General features: G+C 34.8%; 17 protein-coding genes, 1 pseudogene and 2 other annotated features. Of the genes and pseudogenes, 4 read left to right on the top strand and 14 right to left on the bottom strand.

The annotated features are described in order from the left end of the window. Positions 1 to 44 precede the first annotated feature (44 nt). Positions 45 to 283 (top strand) — a binding site (T-box leader). Positions 284 to 457: 174 nt separating this feature from the next. Continuing rightward, positions 458 to 1273, top strand: coding sequence for a 2-keto-4-pentenoate hydratase (locus GSM_RS04040; protein ID WP_003690044.1), 816 nt, complete (start codon positions 458 to 460; stop codon positions 1271 to 1273). Between the two features lie 365 nt (positions 1274 to 1638). Here the strand turns inward: GSM_RS04040 and GSM_RS04045 are convergent, their stop codons facing one another. The 3 genes from GSM_RS04045 to GSM_RS04055 all read right to left on the bottom strand — a co-directional run bounded on the left by GSM_RS04045 (position 1639) and on the right by GSM_RS04055 (position 5000). Then, positions 1639 to 2781 (bottom strand): hypothetical protein, encoded by a 1143-nt coding sequence (locus GSM_RS04045; protein ID WP_152134758.1) that lies wholly within the window; start codon positions 2779 to 2781, stop codon positions 1639 to 1641. A 14-nt stretch (positions 2782 to 2795) separates the two neighbouring features. Then, positions 2796 to 4094 (bottom strand): WD40/YVTN/BNR-like repeat-containing protein, encoded by a 1299-nt coding sequence (locus GSM_RS04050; protein ID WP_003690030.1) that lies wholly within the window; start codon positions 4092 to 4094, stop codon positions 2796 to 2798. Positions 4095 to 4787: 693 nt separating this feature from the next. Beyond that, a complete protein-coding gene (locus GSM_RS04055; protein WP_235720340.1) occupies positions 4788 to 5000 on the bottom strand; it encodes a DUF4649 family protein in 213 nt (70 codons plus the stop codon). A 166-nt stretch (positions 5001 to 5166) separates the two neighbouring features. On the opposite strand from GSM_RS04055, the gene GSM_RS04060 reads away from it, so the two are divergent. Then, positions 5167 to 5382, top strand: coding sequence for a hypothetical protein (locus GSM_RS04060; RefSeq protein ID WP_003690025.1), 216 nt, complete (start codon positions 5167 to 5169; stop codon positions 5380 to 5382). Between the two features lie 138 nt (positions 5383 to 5520). On the opposite strand, the gene GSM_RS04065 is transcribed toward GSM_RS04060, so the two are convergent. The 4 genes from GSM_RS04065 to GSM_RS04085 all read right to left on the bottom strand — a co-directional run bounded on the left by GSM_RS04065 (position 5521) and on the right by GSM_RS04085 (position 9657). Continuing rightward, positions 5521 to 6498, bottom strand: coding sequence for a bile acid:sodium symporter family protein (locus tag GSM_RS04065; RefSeq protein WP_003690023.1), 978 nt, complete (start codon positions 6496 to 6498; stop codon positions 5521 to 5523). 645 nt (positions 6499 to 7143) lie between these two features. Further along, the gene (locus GSM_RS04075; protein WP_003690021.1) at positions 7144 to 7488 is read right to left on the bottom strand and encodes a DUF1516 family protein; all 345 of its coding nucleotides are present in this window, start codon (positions 7486 to 7488) and stop codon (positions 7144 to 7146) included. A gap of 108 nt (positions 7489 to 7596) precedes the next feature. Continuing rightward, a complete protein-coding gene (locus GSM_RS04080; RefSeq protein ID WP_003690019.1) occupies positions 7597 to 9219 on the bottom strand; it encodes a peptide ABC transporter substrate-binding protein in 1623 nt (540 codons plus the stop codon). An 18-nt stretch (positions 9220 to 9237) separates the two neighbouring features. Further along, a complete protein-coding gene (locus GSM_RS04085; protein WP_003690017.1) occupies positions 9238 to 9657 on the bottom strand; it encodes an OsmC family protein in 420 nt (139 codons plus the stop codon). Between the two features lie 50 nt (positions 9658 to 9707). After that, positions 9708 to 9963, bottom strand: a binding site (T-box leader). 234 nt (positions 9964 to 10197) lie between these two features. On the opposite strand from GSM_RS04085, the gene GSM_RS04090 reads away from it, so the two are divergent. Further along, on the top strand, positions 10198 to 10467 hold the full coding sequence (locus GSM_RS04090) for a hypothetical protein (RefSeq protein WP_003690015.1): 270 nt from the start codon (positions 10198 to 10200) through the stop codon (positions 10465 to 10467). 252 nt (positions 10468 to 10719) lie between these two features. Here the strand turns inward: GSM_RS04090 and GSM_RS04095 are convergent, their stop codons facing one another. Genes GSM_RS04095 through rpsN form a run of 3 tightly spaced genes read right to left on the bottom strand, consistent with a single transcriptional unit; the run spans position 10720 to position 11569 of the window. Next, entirely contained in the window at positions 10720 to 11112 is a 393-nt protein-coding gene (locus GSM_RS04095; RefSeq protein ID WP_003690013.1) for a hypothetical protein, read from the bottom strand. A 10-nt stretch (positions 11113 to 11122) separates the two neighbouring features. Next, on the bottom strand, positions 11123 to 11281 hold the full coding sequence (gene rpmF, locus GSM_RS04100; protein WP_003690011.1) for a 50S ribosomal protein L32: 159 nt from the start codon (positions 11279 to 11281) through the stop codon (positions 11123 to 11125). An 18-nt stretch (positions 11282 to 11299) separates the two neighbouring features. Continuing rightward, positions 11300 to 11569, bottom strand: a complete 270-nt coding sequence (gene rpsN / locus GSM_RS04105) for a 30S ribosomal protein S14 (RefSeq protein ID WP_003690009.1) — start codon at positions 11567 to 11569, stop codon at positions 11300 to 11302. Positions 11570 to 11912: 343 nt separating this feature from the next. Between rpsN and GSM_RS04110 the strand changes: the two genes are divergently transcribed. Further along, positions 11913 to 12254: a hypothetical protein gene (locus GSM_RS04110; protein WP_003690007.1), complete on the top strand. Its 342-nt coding sequence runs from the start codon at positions 11913 to 11915 to the stop codon at positions 12252 to 12254. A 264-nt stretch (positions 12255 to 12518) separates the two neighbouring features. On the opposite strand, the gene sufB is transcribed toward GSM_RS04110, so the two are convergent. The 4 genes and pseudogenes from sufB to sufD form a co-directional block, all read right to left on the bottom strand. Beyond that, positions 12519 to 13922, bottom strand: coding sequence for a Fe-S cluster assembly protein SufB (gene sufB / locus GSM_RS04115; RefSeq protein WP_003690005.1), 1404 nt, complete (start codon positions 13920 to 13922; stop codon positions 12519 to 12521). A gap of 14 nt (positions 13923 to 13936) precedes the next feature. Then, positions 13937 to 14413, bottom strand: coding sequence for a Fe-S cluster assembly sulfur transfer protein SufU (gene sufU, locus GSM_RS04120; protein WP_003690004.1), 477 nt, complete (start codon positions 14411 to 14413; stop codon positions 13937 to 13939). Beyond that, complete coding sequence (locus GSM_RS04125; protein WP_003690002.1) at positions 14400 to 15638, bottom strand: cysteine desulfurase; 1239 nt, start codon at positions 15636 to 15638, stop codon at positions 14400 to 14402. Before GSM_RS04125 ends, sufU begins: the two co-directional genes overlap by 14 nt. Then, positions 15619 to 16910, bottom strand: a pseudogene (gene sufD / locus GSM_RS13975) (Fe-S cluster assembly protein SufD). Before sufD ends, GSM_RS04125 begins: the two are co-directional and overlap by 20 nt. Between the last annotated feature and the right edge of the window lie 6 nt (positions 16911 to 16916).

Genomic DNA, 16916 nt, shown 5'->3' on the forward strand with positions numbered 1-16916 from the left:
TTTATGTGAGTATTACTAAAATACGGTTAACAAGTTGATACGAATATTAAACGTTGATTAGGAAAGTAGCTTTTGTGAACAATTCAGAGAGTCATCGGATGGTGTGAGATGGTTATGTTTAAATTAGTGAAAATCCCCTATGAGTTGTAGATCGAACTTTGAGTAGATTCTACTGGGTACTCCCATTATAGAGACAACAAATTGTTTTGACAGTTTGTTTAAGGTACTTGAGTTTAGATTCAGGTATAAAAAAAGGTGGTACCACGTTTTTAACGTCCTTTAAGCAGAGTTATTCTGCTAGAGGGCGTTTTTTATTCGTATAATTTTGAAGGGAGATGAGGACCTATGGATGATCCAAGTGGCATTATTAAGAATGATAACAAAATACAGATTAGGTCAATAGTGATTTCTCATCTAAACAAAGTGAGAAATCCATAAATAAAAGGAGATTATCACAATGGAAAAACAACAAAACAAATTAGCTGCTTTAACTGAAACTGAAGAAACCTTAGCAAATACACTATATCAAGCCTACACAACAAACCAATCGCTCGATGTCGCAGATTGGTCTAACAAAGTACCTGATGAAGAGAGTGCTTATCGCGTGCAAAACCGCCTGATGGAACTTAAGAATGAAGCTGTTGGCGGCTATAAGATCTCACTCACTAGTGAAGAAACACAAAAAATGTTTGATTCTGACTCACCCCTATATGGAGCTCAAGTTGAGAGTCGTTTCCTACACTCACCTGCTAGCTTTGCACTCAGTGATATGTTAGAACCGCTAATCGAAGTTGAATTAGCATTTCGTGTTGACAAGGATCTCAGTCCAGAAGATGACCTTGAACAACTGATGCAAAAAACAAGTGTTGCGGGTGCACTTGAAGTTCCCGACTGCAGATTCAAGGACTGGTTCCCAAGTCTTGAGAAAAATCTAGTTGTTTCAGATGCCGCTGTCGGTGGATTGGTCGTCGTAGGTGATTTGTTCCCTACAACAGTTGTTTTTGAAAGCGTCAAAGCTGTTTCAGAAGTGCATTGCGCCCTCAAATTCAATGATCAATCTCTTAAAAAAGGTACATCGTCAGAAGTTCTTGGCAATCCATTAAAATCATTGCAATGGCTAGTTGCTAAATTACAGCAACATGGTAAGAAATTAACAGCTGGTCAATATGTTTCAACTGGAACTTTTGTGTTGCCTCCTAAGCTACAAGAAGGAACTTGGTCGGCTCATTTTGACAATGGATTGGGTGATGTTGAATTAAATGTCACTAAATAAACATACTAGCATTAATAGCTAATATCTATTTAATCTTAATAATGGGTTTAAAATAACTGGGAACGTGATATAGGTTTGTAAAATTTGAATACTAACGTAAAATTACGAACATGGTGAATCCTTTGCCCTAAGTATTTATACGTTGGACAGAAAAATTTTAAGCTTACAGAACACATTTATCCGAAACAATAATACAAAAGCGGCTGAATCATAAGTCCCTAAGTTAAAGAGCTACATCAGAAAAAGTAATAATTTTTCCAGTGTAGCTCTTTTAGTATACTTAAAAATAAAAAAGGGAGTATGACATAAGTCGGTAAAATTTGCTATCTTGATGAGACCTTCTTGATCTCATTAATATCACAAAGCTACTCATATTTCTTAGCAAGTCTTTTTAAATGGTCAATTATTTCCTTTTGAGATTGTTCTTTGTTCTTTAAACTTTCTGCAACTTCAATAGCTGCTGCATTATTTCCCTTGAAAAGCTCTGTAAAATATTGTTCATACTTAATGACCACATTCTTGGCCCTTTTTGACTTTATCATACTGTTGCCCATTTTTACTTTTTCAGACGCATCTTTTGCCTCATCAAATCTTCCAAGCTCCAATAGACAAAAAACCTTGTATGGTTCGACCCAAATGGCTATTGCACTTTGAAAAACCGCCCCTTCCAAGACTCTAAGACATTGTTTATATTGATTATCTAAATATAATGCATAAATCAGGTATTGTTCAAAAGCTTTACTTCTAACCGCTTTATCCTTGGGAATACTGTAAATATTTTTTAAGAACAAGATAATTTCAGCATATTCGCCATCATAAATATGCTGCCTTACTCTAATTGTTTCTCTTATGTTTAACACCAAGTAGGAAATAATGGCTGTAACTTCCCAAATAAGCAATAGATACATCAATAAAGAACTATACTTATTAAAATATATACTGAAATAACCTACAAAAATAATTAAGTTCACATTAACAAATAATATTAGCTGATTTTGAAATCGCTTCTTAATAAACTGATTAAGTATCTCATGACTTTTAATCTTATTAGGCTTTAACTCTTCAACCTCTAAAGTCTCAAAAACTCTGCCAAAAGGGTCAAACTTCTTCAATCTGTTTCTCTTCCAATATGCATATATAATTAGAAATAAATACAAAATAAAGGGAGCTAATATTCCAAACATAAATATAGCCGGAAAATAACGATATAAATAAATTACTCCTCCGGTGCAAGCTAGTCCATATGAAAAGGCAACCAGATAATTGCTTCGGTAAATGTGTCTCCAAACGCTTTCCGCAGATAAATTACTACTAGTTGGTCTTTCATATCCAAATAAATTATAGCAATTTAGAAAAAATAATTGTCCAACTAGTATCCCAGCTATAAGCATTAATAGTCCCTGAATCAGACTACCATATCCAACAAATAGTACAAGCGCATTGTACATAAAAAAGCTTGAAAAAAGCACTGTGATTGCTGTACTTGCTATCCTGAATGTTTTTATCAATACGCTCACCTCTCTCATTTTTCCGCCTGTTGTCGTTGATATACGAATGAACTTAATTCTAGATTCTGAGTTAAAACTGCTTGCATTAAATGATGGTTCCTTGCATAATCTCCATTTTGATCTTGCTTCATAATCAAATACATTTTGCCTTGATTTGTATATATATAAGTTGGAACTGTAAAAGGATTACCTCCAGTTATATTATTAATATTATCTGGAAATTCTAATGTGACGGGATGAAAATGCTGCCCTCCATCATCAGAAAAATTAAATCCACCTAGTTTACTTGCATAATAAACCAAGTGATCATTCCCCCAATAAACAAGTGAAACATTACTCTGGTCCAACTTTTTTTGATACTTGACCTCTTCCCAATTCTTTAAATCACCACTCGAAACAGTTAGGTAGTATTCTGTTCCCAGTGACTCATCTGTTGCATAGGTGACGTAAACCTTGTCACTGGTTTTAGAAATAAAAGCATTCCCGCGAAAACCTTCGTATTTAAATTGTGAAAATTCCCAGTGCTTACCTTCATCCAAACTATAAAGTAAGCCTGTACTTTTAGCACGATATGCAACAAAAGCTGTGAATTCCGGTGTAACAATATAGCTTCCTGGATTAAGTGTTTCGTTATACGTATTATTTACAGTTAGAAACACTTGCTGATAACCATTCGGAACCTCAATTTTTGTTTTTTGATTGTCATATGTTACAAACATGGTTTGATTTTGTGTAAAATATTGCATTTTCTTAGAATGGGTTATTGTCGCAGGAAGCTTAACTGCAGAATGATTACTTGAACTTAATGACCTTTTACCGCTCGCATCAATCGACTTAACAACTGCTTTTTTGGCTATTTTTTTATTTTTCTTAACCGATTTTGACTTAACCAATTCTTCTTTCTTTTCATTACTTTGAATCCACCAGTGATTTCCAGTATGGTGCAAATAAAATGTTTTTGTTGCATACATTGAACCATCAAACATTGAGCCTCCAAAATTTTGCCCAATGCTTCTATTATTAACTGCTGTATTAAAAATATAATTAAATTTGTACCGATTTTCTCCTTGCCAAGGCATGGAAATATCATACTCATATCCCACACGATAATCATATGGTACTTGCCATCCTTGATAATATGTGGCTATTTTTCTAGCAATCTTATGCAATGCCTTTCTTTTTGTATTCGCTTGAACAACCTGACATACCGGATTATTTCTGAAGGCATTCCATCTTTGTTCTTGGAAAAACGCTACAACAAAAAAAACTGCAATATAGATCATAACAGCCAAACCCCATTTTTTTAAGTTCATCTTTCCCCTTCACCCACTTGTTTCGTGATAGATATTATTATTCACTTATTTTCTTTAACATTCAATAGAAAAAAGTACAAAATTTATCATATTCAAGTATAACAAAAAAGCCTGCTTTAATAACTATTTTGCCACAGTTTTTATCCAAGCATTACTTATTCTCACTACCTTTAACACACCCTATAACTTTATTTATTACATATATCCTCCATCTCCTTCTTTCTTAAATAAAATACCTAATTAAAAGTATATAAAGTTATAGGTTTTGTATAAACCATTATGACCTAACAAAAAGCTAGAAATCACTAGAAAAAAGACATTTAGATTCTTTTAATGCATTATTCTCAGTTAATTGCATTATGAAAATGTATTTTTGCAAAATGCATATTAAAATTATTTATCCTTCAGTATTCATTTGAAATTTCTGAATGTTCAAAGACTTGTATTTGTTTATAACTTTATCATGAGTCCTTCTTTGTAATCACTCTCATTTATTTTATTAATTTTATGCAATAATTTTTTTGATATAAAAAAGGGGCTTTAACCAAACTCGTCAAAGTCCCTAGAAATCCCATATCCACACAGTTATATAAATTTTGATTTACATCACTCAACAAGTTAGATACTAATCAATGAATGCTACCAAATACTTACTCATACTACATAACAAAAAATCTAACTATATCCTTATGGCTATACTCTTTCCCAATAATAATTAAATAGATCAAGCATTGTTTTACCAGTGAAATCTGTTACTTCTTTACCATTTATCGTCACTTTAAAAACCTCATAACCGTCTTGCAGTTCAGGATCATCTACCAAGAGACTTCCCACAAAATCACCGGGCTTTTCAAATTCAATTTCTTTTTTGTCATAGTCTGCTTTGTAATAGATCTTCATCATCATGCTTCAGCTCCCTTTCACCATTACAATTATACACTATATGATATTTAGTTTATTCCACAAATTTTTGTCTTTTCATATTTTTTTACTAAAAAGACAAGTTATCTTCCCTTAAATGAAAATTTCTTAGAATATCATTATTGATGTAAGGTATAAGGAGGAATCAATTATGACAGATAAAGATCGTAGTACAAGGAAGATATTAATTATTGGCTTATTTGTCTTATTAATTGCGAGTACAAGTGGCGGAATCGGATATTACTTTGGGGCTCATAATGCACAAACCAGTGTTCAAATGGGTAATATGAAAAGTGTACCTAATGGTAAAAAATTGAAAAGTATGCCTAGCGGTAAGAAGCCATCTTCAAAGAGCTTTAATAATTAACAATCTTTGTATTTATTGACATTCTTAACTGCATAAAGAAAGGAACCAAGTCAAAATTTAAATTTTTGATCCAGTTTCTCTCTTTGTTTCTTATAAAAACTCACTCTATAAGTTTCGAATCCGATTGTTGATTCAAACTCAATCAACAGCTGTTTTCCCTTTTTTCTCCATCTTTGCAGCATCGTCATTAGTTGACCTATTCTTCCAATTAACTGCCAGAATAGATCCAGATATATTATGCCAGATACTAAAGATTGTAGAAGGAATTGCTGCAGCTGGTACAAAATACTTCATGGCTAGGGTTGCTCCCAAACTTGAGTCTTGCATTCCTACTTCAAATGTAATTGCCTTTCTCTGTGGCGTCCTTAATCTGATTAATTTTGAAAATAGGTATCCAAGTCCATAACCTGATAAATTATGCAGTATTACAACTGGAATAACAAGTAAAGTTTGTGTTGTCATCAAGTCTGCGTGATTAGCAGAAATTACTGCCCCAATTATTAGAAGAATTGCTAGTTGTGAGACAACAGGCAAAAATTTCGTCACCCATTCGATCTTATCTTTAAACAAATGATGTACTAGTAATCCAAGCAGAATTGGCACTAAAACAATTTTTATCGTACTTAAGAATAATGAAAACGTCGGAATATCAACATATTTTCCCGCAAAAAGTAATAATAATCCAGGTAATGCAACTGGAGCAAGTAATGTTGATAGTGTCTCAATTGATACATCGAGAGCAACATCGCCACCTGCCAAATATGCCATTACACTTGATGAGGTTCCACTTGGACAGGAACCTACTAGAATCACACCTGCTGCAGTTGCACCCTTTAGTTGAAATACTAGACATAAAACCCAAGCAATTGTCGGCATGATTAAGTAATGTGCACAAGTTCCTGCAATAACAGGAAATGGTCTCTTAGCAATTCTTTCAAAATCTTGCAATTTTAAAGTTAGTCCCATCCCAAAAAGAATTATTCCTAACAAATATGCGACATTTGGAATCACCCATTCACTTGTCTTCGGTAAAAAGTAATTGAAAACTACCCAAAAAACAATTGCTAACGTAAAATACTTTCCTATTAGTTTACTTACCTTTTCAATTTTATTCATTGTTTTAAATCCCTTCTAATTTATTAAACTATTTCATTTATCCCTCTTAAGACTTTTATTAGCTGAATATAAGCATTAATATCCTATTAAATTTTTCCCTCCCATACAAACAAAAAACCACCGTGCTATAATTCGCGCGGTGGTTTCTCTGATTTTTCAAATCTTAGCCAAGCCAAAATTTTCCAGTCATAAAATCACGCACACGCATGGTAATAATAACTAGAATAATGACAATAACATTCACACTTTGACTGTTCATGTACGGCATAAGATTTCCTCTTTTCTAAAGTTAATAAATAACAAAACAATTAAAAAAATACATTTTTGACATCAAAAATTAATTATCGATAGCTTTATACTAAATCGGACTACAAATACAGTCAAGATTTATTTTTAAAAAAAAGTTTTTAAAAAGGTTTGCCACAACCTTTTTAAATATTTACTGCACAATAGGAAAAACAAAAAGAGAGCTAGTCAAAAGTTTAATTTTAACCTAGCTCCCTATTTATCTCAGATAAACGTGTTTGTGAGTCTAATTGTCTAACACGAATTACTCATAACAAAAATTGACCCGCTATGCTCGCAATTTTGCAACTAATGTTTAAATTTTGCCGACTTATTTTCCGTTTTCTATATTTATTTTTTTCAAAATGGACGTCCACCCGCCAAAATAAAACCTATAATCCCAACAACTATGGTTGCTGCAACCAATAAAACCTTAATAATATTTCCAACATCTCTCTCACGGCTAAAGTATATCTCGCAAAAACCTATCAATCCTATTGCAAGAACGACCTTAACAATTGCTAAGACAGGTGACGTTTCCCAAGCATACTTTAAAAGCATTATTCCACTAATAATTGCGACCACATAACAAATTCTTGCAATCATCTTTAATAATTCACCTGCACCATTTCTACTGAAAACTGCTGAGAGGACAACAATCAGTAAAACGATCCATGAAAATAAATGCATCCATAACCAAATCATTCAATCACTTCCTACTTCGAATTATCCATAATTCTATTGTAGTTTATAAAATTTCAAAATGCATCTCTAAACTGTGATTTTTACTGATAAAAATTTTGCATAACTAAACTACTTCCAATAAGATCTTGTGTAATCAGCAAATCCTGCTGTGTGGTAAACTACTCCACTTAGACCACTTTGAACTAAATGATCTTCCTTGACATAATATAGCGGGACAATTCCAGTTGTCTTTTGCAATTTCTTTTCTGCATCGCGTAGATTGGCCCAATAAATGGACTTCGTCTTCGCAGTTTGTGCGTTTGCAAGATATGAGTCAAATACACTGTCCGAATACTTTCCTGGATTCATTGAATTACCGGTTGTCAAAATTCCTAGGTAATTAATGGGATCCGCATAATCAGCCAACCAGTACCATAGACTCAAATCAAACTCTCCTGCTGTTTTTTTGTTCGATAATGACTTTGCGGGTAAATTTTGAACCTTAACTGAAACATTGCTCAAGTTACTTTGTACTGTACTCTGAATATATTCAGCAACCTTTTTTTGAGTTTCAGTATCTTCAGCAATCAAACTCAGTGTAACGGAAGACTTGCCAATTTCTGACAGTCCCTCCTTCCATAGTCTCTTTGCTTCTTTGACATTGGACTGCATAGAAGTTGCTGTTTCTGTACTAAAATCCTTACCTGTAGTCGGATCTATTGCTGTTTTAGGACTGACAAAGCTACCTGCTGGTGTCGATCCATCTCCCAAAACCTTTTGTGTCAACTCCTTGCGATTTATTACTAAAGAGACCGCTTTTCGTAATTTAGCATTAGCTAGAGGTGACCCCTTACTCTGGTTGACTTGTAAGTAGTATGTCCAGGCACGACTTACTTTTTTTAAGTTTTTATTATTTTGCAGTCCCTGTGCAACCACACCTGAAACCGTTGCATCATCTAGCTTATTAGTCTTAAACAGATTGTATGCAGTATTGTCATCTTTAATAGTTGTATAACTAATTTTATTTAATTTAACCCGTTTTTTTGCATAGTAGTACTTATTTTTGACCAATAAGTAAGAATCATTGATTCCCGTCCATTTAGTGATTTTAAATGCACCATTAGATACTGTATATTTTGCGTTACTTCCATATTTTTTAGTTCCAATTTTTTGAACAAAAACCTTATCTTGTGGTAAAAAGACTGGCATTGTTACCAGTTTGTTAAATGATTGCATCGGGTGTTCCAAGATGATTTCCAACTTATACTTGCCTATGGCTTTAATTCCCAATTTGCTTGGTGAAATCTTACCAGCGATAACAGCATCTGCATTCTTGATCCCGCTAAAAACATAAGTATAAACTGGCTTATTTGCAGGATCTACTGAACGACGCCATGAATAAACAAAATCTTGAGCTGTAACTTTATCTCCGTTAGACCAGCGTGCATCCTTACGCAGATTAATTGTATATGTTTTCCCATTATTTGTTGGCTTAGCAATTGTTTTTGCAATTGCTGGGACAACTTCATTCTTTGAATTGAGCTTATACAGCCCTTCATCCAAATTTGTTAAAGTTGAAAATTCAGACATTGTTGCCTGATTAGTATTATCCAATGTTGTTAAATCAGATGTCTGCATCAAGTTCAATGTCGTTTTTTGCTTTGAGAAACTCTTTCTTGACGAGCAAGAACTCAAAAATAATACCGCGATTAATGCGGTAAACATATACTTAAATAGTCTTTTTTTCTCCATTATTCTCCCCGCTTTTCCCTATTCTTGTTCAAAATTAAAAGTGAATTTTACCCCCGCTTCTAATGTTTTGTGAACAGTACATTTAGCAAGTGTCTCTGCAATAAAATCATCTTTGGCTTTCCCATTAATATCAGCTTTGAATGTAATGTTAACCACAATTTCATCGACCTCAGAAGTTCCATCCTCGTGCTTAGCAACATTTCCCACTGAACGAATATCGAATTTTTCAAGCTTAATCTTATATTTTCTTGCAACTGATTGGGCAGTAATAGTTAGACAGCCATTCACCGCCCCAATTAAATACTGCACTGGATTGGGACCTGCATCAGTTCCACGAGCAGTTGTCGGTTCATCCATTAAATAGCGATGAACCCCAGCCTGTGTTCCAACTTGGTAACCAATATTTCTGATACTTGAATTAACTACATACTTTCCCATAAGATCTCTCCTTTGTTTGATTAAATTAAAAAAGCCCCTGAAAATATATTTTCAAGGACGAATTGTATTCGTGGTACCACCTAGATTTACATTTTAACTCACATCAAAATGACTCAAGAGATACTCATTCAGATTAGAATGATATATCTGGATTTGTAATGGGATCCCTCCAATACTGTCTTACAGAAACCGCTCGACAATATATTACTCCAAGACCATTTTCTTGATATTCATAATACTTGCTTTCAGCAGATGCAAGCTCTCTAAAGTTACTCCTACCATTACTTATCTCTTCACGGTAATTACAAATTATAAGTAAGATAATAATATATTTTTAAAGGAGCAATGTCAACAATATTTACTGGGGTTAAGCATAAATTCTTCATCATCAGGTGTTTCTCTTTGTTATCCATAATCCATTCAAAAATAAAAATACATGCATTTTTAATTCCATAAACAAATCTCTATGTTAACGCTTTTATTTGTGCTAGAATAACTTCTGTAAATTAGATTATTATCTTGGAAAGGAATGTTATGTCAATGGAAGATATTGTTTTTACTTTTGAATTCGACGATGCTAATAGTAATAATATTGCAAATGACTACCTTGAAAATGGCTGGAGACTCCTTCATGTTGGACAAAAAACGGTCATTGATCCACAGAGCAAACAAATGTATTATACAACTGTCTATGTAGTTGGCGCTACGAGTCAAGTATATGAATCATGGAAAGAAGAACAATTTCTGCTGAGAGAAAAAGCGGCAAGAATCAAAGAATTCGTAAAAGCTAATGATAACGGAAACTTCTAATATAAACTAATCGAGACAAAATTAAAAACACTTTAAAAAAGGTACCAGATCAAAATTTGACTTTTAATCTGGTACCTTTTTTATTTTCTATGATTAAAAATTTGCTGTTTTTTTTTCGCGTTACTCACAGCAAAATAGCTGACATTAGTAATTTTACGTTAATAATAAAATTTGCAAATTCGATTACTCTCTGTTTTTCTTTCCATTACTATCTTCATTAAAATTATAAATGGATGGGTAAAACAGTATCTACTAAATAGTTTCTTGTCTTCCTGTCAGAAATTCTTGAATTTGAGCCTTTTCAATATTAGTTAATGTTGATTGATAAGACTCACTCATCAGCTTCTTTTGAAGATCTGTTGTTACTTCCCAAAAACCATCGATTCTTTCAAATTCTGATTTTTCACATTTTTTAAAAATAGGATAAATATCAAGAAACTCATCCCACTCAAGATATGGTTCTTCTGTGATACTCTCAACGTATCCTTGCTTTAAAGCATATTTTGTCGGCAAACCAAATTCATCAATAATTTTGTCCTTTATTAACGCTCGGTAAACCTGTGCCTTATAATCTAACGTTACATCTTCACCTTCAGCAAGTTCTTCAACCGCCTGTTCAACAAGAACTGGATAAATTACTTTCATAAAAAATACCTCACTTCTTACGGTTTTTTATCTCCTCCAGTGAATAATGATGACTCCGATGATATTCACCTGTAGAAGTATTTAAAGAAAATGGTGGTACAGTTAATTTTTTATTCCCTCTGCGTTTATTTTTCTTGCTTTTTGATGTTTTTCTTGCTGGAACAGCCATAATTATTCCCCCTCTTTTTTACCAACTAGCCTTTTTTACACCAGGAATTTGTCCTTTGTGTGCCAATTCTCTAAATCTAATTCTTGACATTCCAAACTTACGCATGTAGGCATGTGGTCTTCCGTCCAAAAAATCACGATTATGTAATCGAGTTGGCGAAGCATTCCGTGGTAATTTGCTTAATCCCTCGTAATCATGCTTTGCAATCAATTCTTTTCTTCTCTCAGCATATTTAGCAACCTGCAGCTCTAATTTCTTTTGCTTTGCTATTTTAGACTTCTTAGCCAAAATAATTCCTTCTTTCTTTTTTAAACAGTAACAGTTACTATTTATATTACACCTCTTTTGCCTTTTTGTAAATATTATTACTGTTTTAATCTTTGCCTATAGGACGATTTGTCATTATCATTTAAAAGTAATCATAGTGAGAAATGATAAAAATTATAGACTTCTGCATTTTTCTAAATGCGCTTCCATATTTCAAATATGTTAAACTCGACTTGAAAATAAAAAAGAATTGGTTCAAACTACAAATAATAGTTATTTAAAATAATAGTTTTTTACATTACAAGTACTATAGTCCAAAATCTGAAGACCTTAAAAGCTGAATTTATTTTGGGGGATATTTATTATGCAAGAAAACGATAAAGTTGTACCTGCTGGAGTTAAAGGCTGGAACTGGGGTGCTTTTATGTACAATATTTTTTGGGGAATTGGTAATAAAACATATCTTCCACTTTTATGTTTGATTCCACTTTTCAGTATTATTTGGGTTTTTGTATGTGGTTTTAAGGGTAATGAATGGGCATGGCAAAAAGGTAATTATAAAGATGTAGAAACATTTAAAGCTGTACAGTCTACATGGAATCGTGCTGGACTTGTTCAATTTATAATAGCCATTGTTGTTATTATCTTATATTTTCTATTCTTTGCTGCACTTATTTCAAGTATATTTAATTTATATTCAAACTAAAGCTTTAATATTATAACTTATATTTTCGAAGTTAACACATCTATCCATGTTGTTAAAAAAATGCTTGGAGATATCAACTCTAAAAATACAATTGCTATCTATACTTATTTTACTAAAGACAACAAACGCGGTACTGTGATACGGCTGAATATTTTGTCGACTATATCGATTTTTAAGTCGTTTGTGAGTCAATATAAAAAATTGCGAAATAAAAAAGCTGTAACAAACGCTATTATATCAACGTTTGTCATAGCTTTTTTCCTTTTAACCAACAGAACCTTCCATCTGGTACTCAATCAGCCTGTTAAGTTCGACTGCATATTCCATTGGCAGTTCCTTGGTAAATGGTTCAACAAATCCCATAATAATCATTTCAGTTGCTTTTTCTTCAGTAATCCCGCGACTCATCAAATAATAGAGCTGCTCTTCTGAGATTTTGGAAACCTTTGCCTCATGTTCCATCGAAACATTCCCATTTTTGATTTCATTAAATGGAATAGTATCACTTGCACTTTTTTCGTCAAGAATAATAGTATCACATTCAACATGTGAGAATGAGCCATCACTAGTACGTCCGAAACGAACTTTACCACGATAATCTACACGTCCGCCATCTTTACACAAGGACTTAGAAACAATCGAACTGGATGTGTTCTTAGCATTATGAATCATGCGGGCACCTGTATCAGAAACAATATCTTTACCTGCGAAAGCAATCGAGAGCATTGTTCCTCTCGCACCCTCACCATTCATATACACACTTGGATACTTCATCGTAACCTTGGAACCTAGATTGCCATCAACCCATTCCATCGTTCCATTCTCAAGAGCTTGCGCACGTTTCGTTTCAAGACTATAAACATTATCTGACCAATTTTGAATCGTTGTATAGCGGCAGTATGCATTCTTCAACACATTAACCTCAACAACAGCTGCGTGCAGACTGTCTTCAGAATAGTTAGGAGCTGTACATCCTTCAACATAGTTTACACTTGCACCTTCATCGACGATGATCAAGGTTCGCTCAAACTGTCCACTATTTCCAGCATTAATTCGGAAGTAGCTCTGAATTGGCACTTCTGTTCTAACACCCTTTGGTACATAAATAAATGTTCCACCTGACCAAACTGCAGAATTTAATGCAGCAAATTTGTTATCAGAAGGAGGGATTAGCTTGCCAAAATACTTCTTTACTAATTCTGGATATTGCTGTACGGCCGAATCCGTATCCATAAAGACAATTCCTAATTTTTCAAAATCTTCACGCATATTATGGTAAACAACTTCGGATTCATACTGTGCAGAAGAACCAGCTAAATATTTACGCTCAGCCTCTGGAACACCCAAGCGATCAAAAGTTTTCTTAATGTCTTCAGGGACATCCTCCCAATTACGAGCAATTTTATCACTGTCACGCCTAAAATAATTAATGTGATTCAAGTCAAGCGTAGTCAAATCAGGCCCAAAATCAGGCATTTCCATCTGTTCATAACGTCTAAACGACTTCAAACGAAAATCCAGCATCCAATCCGGTTCATTTTTTGCTGCTGAAATTTGCCGCACAATTTCTTCATTGAGACCTTCACCAGTTGTCAAAATTGGCTGAATATCATCTTTAAAACCATACTTATATTCTCCGCCCAGACCAAGCATACTTGCATCTGCCATATAATAACTCCCTCCTATAGCTCATCGTGTCGCATTAGACCGATAGTCGATTCCTTATTGTCATTCTCAATTGCCTGATAAATTGCTTTCCAAGCTAACGTTGCACACTTAATTCGTGCGGGAAACTGTGCAACTCCTTCAAGAATTGCTGCATCACCTAGAATATCATCAACGTTATCTACTGAATCTCCAGTAACCATCTTCGAAAATGTCACTACCATCTGTTCAACTTGTGCGGCTGTCTTACCGATTACCTCATCAGTCATCATACTTGCGGAGGCTTGACTTATTGTACACCCAGATCCTGAAAATGCCACGTCAGAAACCTTGCTTGCTTTCATTGCAACCTGTACAACCAAAACATCCCCACAAGTCGGATTCCGCAACTCAAGTTGATGATCAGCATTTTTAAGTGTCCCGTGATGATGAGGATGTGACGCATGTTCCAAAATCATCTGACGATACAAATTATCTAATCTAGACAATCCCATTTTTAAAGAACTCCTTCGTAGCCTTGATTGCTTCTACCAAACGTTGTCCATCTTCAACCGTGTTATATAGATAGAAGCTGGCACGTGCCGTTGCAGTAACATCCAAGTATTCCATCAATGGCTGTGCGCAGTGATGTCCTGCTCTGACTGCAATACCTTCCATATCTAGAGCAGTTGCAACATCATGCGGATGCAAACCTTTGAGATTAAAAGAAATAATTCCAGTACGTTTTGAAGGATCCAGTGGCCCATATATCTCCAGACCATCAATCTTAACCAATTCTGGCAAAATATTTGCAATCAATGATTTCTCATAATTCTCAATTTTATCCATTCCAATACTTTCAAGATAATCAATAGCTGCACCTAAACCAACAACTCCCGCGATATTCTGTGTTCCGCCTTCAAACTTCCATGGAGCCTTCTTAAAAGTAGTCTCTTGCAACTGTACCCAATCAATCATTTCACCACCAAATTCAAGTGGTGGCATTTGCTCTAATAATTCACTTTTACCCCAAAGAATACCTATCCCAGTTGGGGCCATGAGTTTGTGCCCAGAAAAAGCAAAAAAGTCAATGCCTAAATCCTGTACATCAATCCTCATATACGGTGTAGATTGAGCACCGTCAACGACCATAATCGCTCCATGTTTATGTGCAATTTTTGCAATTTTCGCCACAGGATTAACGACTCCAAGAACATTTGAAGCATGAGCAAGTGAGACGATTGCTGTTTTATCTGTAATTTGTTTCTTGACACTATCCATATCTAGCTGGCCATCAGGAAGCAAATCAATATACTTCAGTACTGCTCCATTTTTCTTAGCAAGGATTTGCCATGGTACCAAGTTGCTGTGATGTTCCATGTACGAAATAACAATCTCATCACCGGGCTTCACAAAAGTTCTGCCATAACTTGCAGCCACCCAATTTAAGGATTCAGTTGTTCCTTTCGTGTAAATAATTTCCTGTTCGCTAGGAGCATTGATAAAGTGTGCAACCTTCTTGCGAACGTCTTCAAATTGCGCCGTTGCTCGTTCCGCAAGAGTATGCACTCCGCGATGAACATTAGCATTATCATGATAATAATAATTGGTTACCGCATCAACAACCGCACGCGGTTTTTGCGTAGTTGCTGCATTATCAAGATATACCAATTGTTCATCGTTCACTTTCTGATCAAGTATCGGAAAATCCTTAATAAGTTCATTCATCTGTTTGACCATCGACAAGCTTCCTTTCGATAGTTACCTTTAATTGTTCTTCAATCTTCTTTGATGGAATAGCCGCCAATACTGGCCCCAAAAAACCACGGATAACAAGGCGTTCTGCAACTTTTTTCGGCAAACCGCGACTCATCAGGTAATACAACTGTTCTTGATTGACACGCCCTACACTGGCAGCATGACCAGCGGTTACATCATTATCATCAATCAGTAATATTGGATTAGCATCGCCCTTTGCCTTGGTCGACAGCATCAAAACACGACTTTCCTGTTGGGCATCCGAGCCCTTAGCGCCCTTTATAATATGTCCAATTCCATTAAATGTAAGTGTTGAACGCGACAGAATCACACCATGTTGCAAAATATGTCCGATTGTGTGACGCCCAATATTCGTAACACGTGTATCAATTCCTTGAACTTGTTTACCTGTTGAGATAGCAACAACTTTAACTTCTGAGTGAGATCCATTCCCTACGAGGTCAGAATCAAAATCACCAACAATATTTCCGTCATTCATCATACCCATTGACCAGTCAATCTTGGCATTATCCTCAAGATGACCTCTCCGATTGAGATACGTAGTCGTATTGGTTCCCAACCGGTCAACACTTGCAAATTTCACATGGCTGTCAACCCCTGCAATAACTTCAACAATAATATTTGCAGTGGTCTTCTCACTACCAACAGTTGTCAAATTCTCAAGGTATGAGAATTCACTATTTTTTTCAGTAACAATTATTACATGATGTACATAATCTGCCTTTGTGGTAGCATCCTGCACAAAATAAGTAGTCAGTGGCTCTTTCACAACAGTATTCTTAGGAACATAAACAAATAGTCCACTTGTCAAGTTTGCAACATGTTGCGCAGTTAGCAGATCCTCGTCATACTTTACAGCTTTTTGCATGAAATATTTTTGAACTAGATCACTATGCTGTTCTAATGCTGTCTGCCAATCACAAATAATCACACCTTGTTCTTCTAATTCAGTTAGTCCATTTGTGCGTACAGTATCTTGACCAAGCTGTACGACTAAGTGCTTTGCTTCTTCAATATCTAACTCTTCTAGAAGATCACTATCCGAGGAAAATTTTTTTAATGTTTTTTTACCTGAATTGGCCAGCGCTGGTATCTTATTTTCTCAAAATTTGGTAATTCCAGTGCTGGTTGTGCCTCAAGAGCCTTGATTCTCATTTCAGTAAACCACTTTGGTTCAGCTACACTTTCTGCGTAGCTTTTAATTTCAGGATAACTCTCAAATTCAACCGTCATAATTCA

Source organism: Liquorilactobacillus mali KCTC 3596 = DSM 20444 (assembly GCF_000260415.1).
Lineage (GTDB): Bacteria > Bacillota > Bacilli > Lactobacillales > Lactobacillaceae > Liquorilactobacillus > Liquorilactobacillus mali.

Coding starts and splice junctions, on each gene's coding strand:
- GSM_RS04040 (WP_003690044.1), top strand. CDS start 458: ATGGAAAAACAACAAAACAAATTAGCTGCTTTAACTGAAACTGAAGAA.
- GSM_RS04050 (WP_003690030.1), bottom strand. CDS start 4,094: ATGAACTTAAAAAAATGGGGTTTGGCTGTTATGATCTATATTGCAGTT.
- GSM_RS04055 (WP_235720340.1), bottom strand. CDS start 5,000: ATGATGATGAAGATCTATTACAAAGCAGACTATGACAAAAAAGAAATT.
- GSM_RS04060 (WP_003690025.1), top strand. CDS start 5,167: ATGACAGATAAAGATCGTAGTACAAGGAAGATATTAATTATTGGCTTA.
- GSM_RS04065 (WP_003690023.1), bottom strand. CDS start 6,498: ATGAATAAAATTGAAAAGGTAAGTAAACTAATAGGAAAGTATTTTACG.
- GSM_RS04075 (WP_003690021.1), bottom strand. CDS start 7,488: ATGATTTGGTTATGGATGCATTTATTTTCATGGATCGTTTTACTGATT.
- GSM_RS04080 (WP_003690019.1), bottom strand. CDS start 9,219: ATGGAGAAAAAAAGACTATTTAAGTATATGTTTACCGCATTAATCGCG.
- GSM_RS04085 (WP_003690017.1), bottom strand. CDS start 9,657: ATGGGAAAGTATGTAGTTAATTCAAGTATCAGAAATATTGGTTACCAA.
- GSM_RS04090 (WP_003690015.1), top strand. CDS start 10,198: ATGGAAGATATTGTTTTTACTTTTGAATTCGACGATGCTAATAGTAAT.
- GSM_RS04095 (WP_003690013.1), bottom strand. CDS start 11,112: ATGAAAGTAATTTATCCAGTTCTTGTTGAACAGGCGGTTGAAGAACTT.
- rpmF (WP_003690011.1), bottom strand. CDS start 11,281: ATGGCTGTTCCAGCAAGAAAAACATCAAAAAGCAAGAAAAATAAACGC.
- GSM_RS04110 (WP_003690007.1), top strand. CDS start 11,913: ATGCAAGAAAACGATAAAGTTGTACCTGCTGGAGTTAAAGGCTGGAAC.
- sufB (WP_003690005.1), bottom strand. CDS start 13,922: ATGGCAGATGCAAGTATGCTTGGTCTGGGCGGAGAATATAAGTATGGT.
- sufU (WP_003690004.1), bottom strand. CDS start 14,413: ATGGGATTGTCTAGATTAGATAATTTGTATCGTCAGATGATTTTGGAA.
- GSM_RS04125 (WP_003690002.1), bottom strand. CDS start 15,638: ATGGTCAAACAGATGAATGAACTTATTAAGGATTTTCCGATACTTGAT.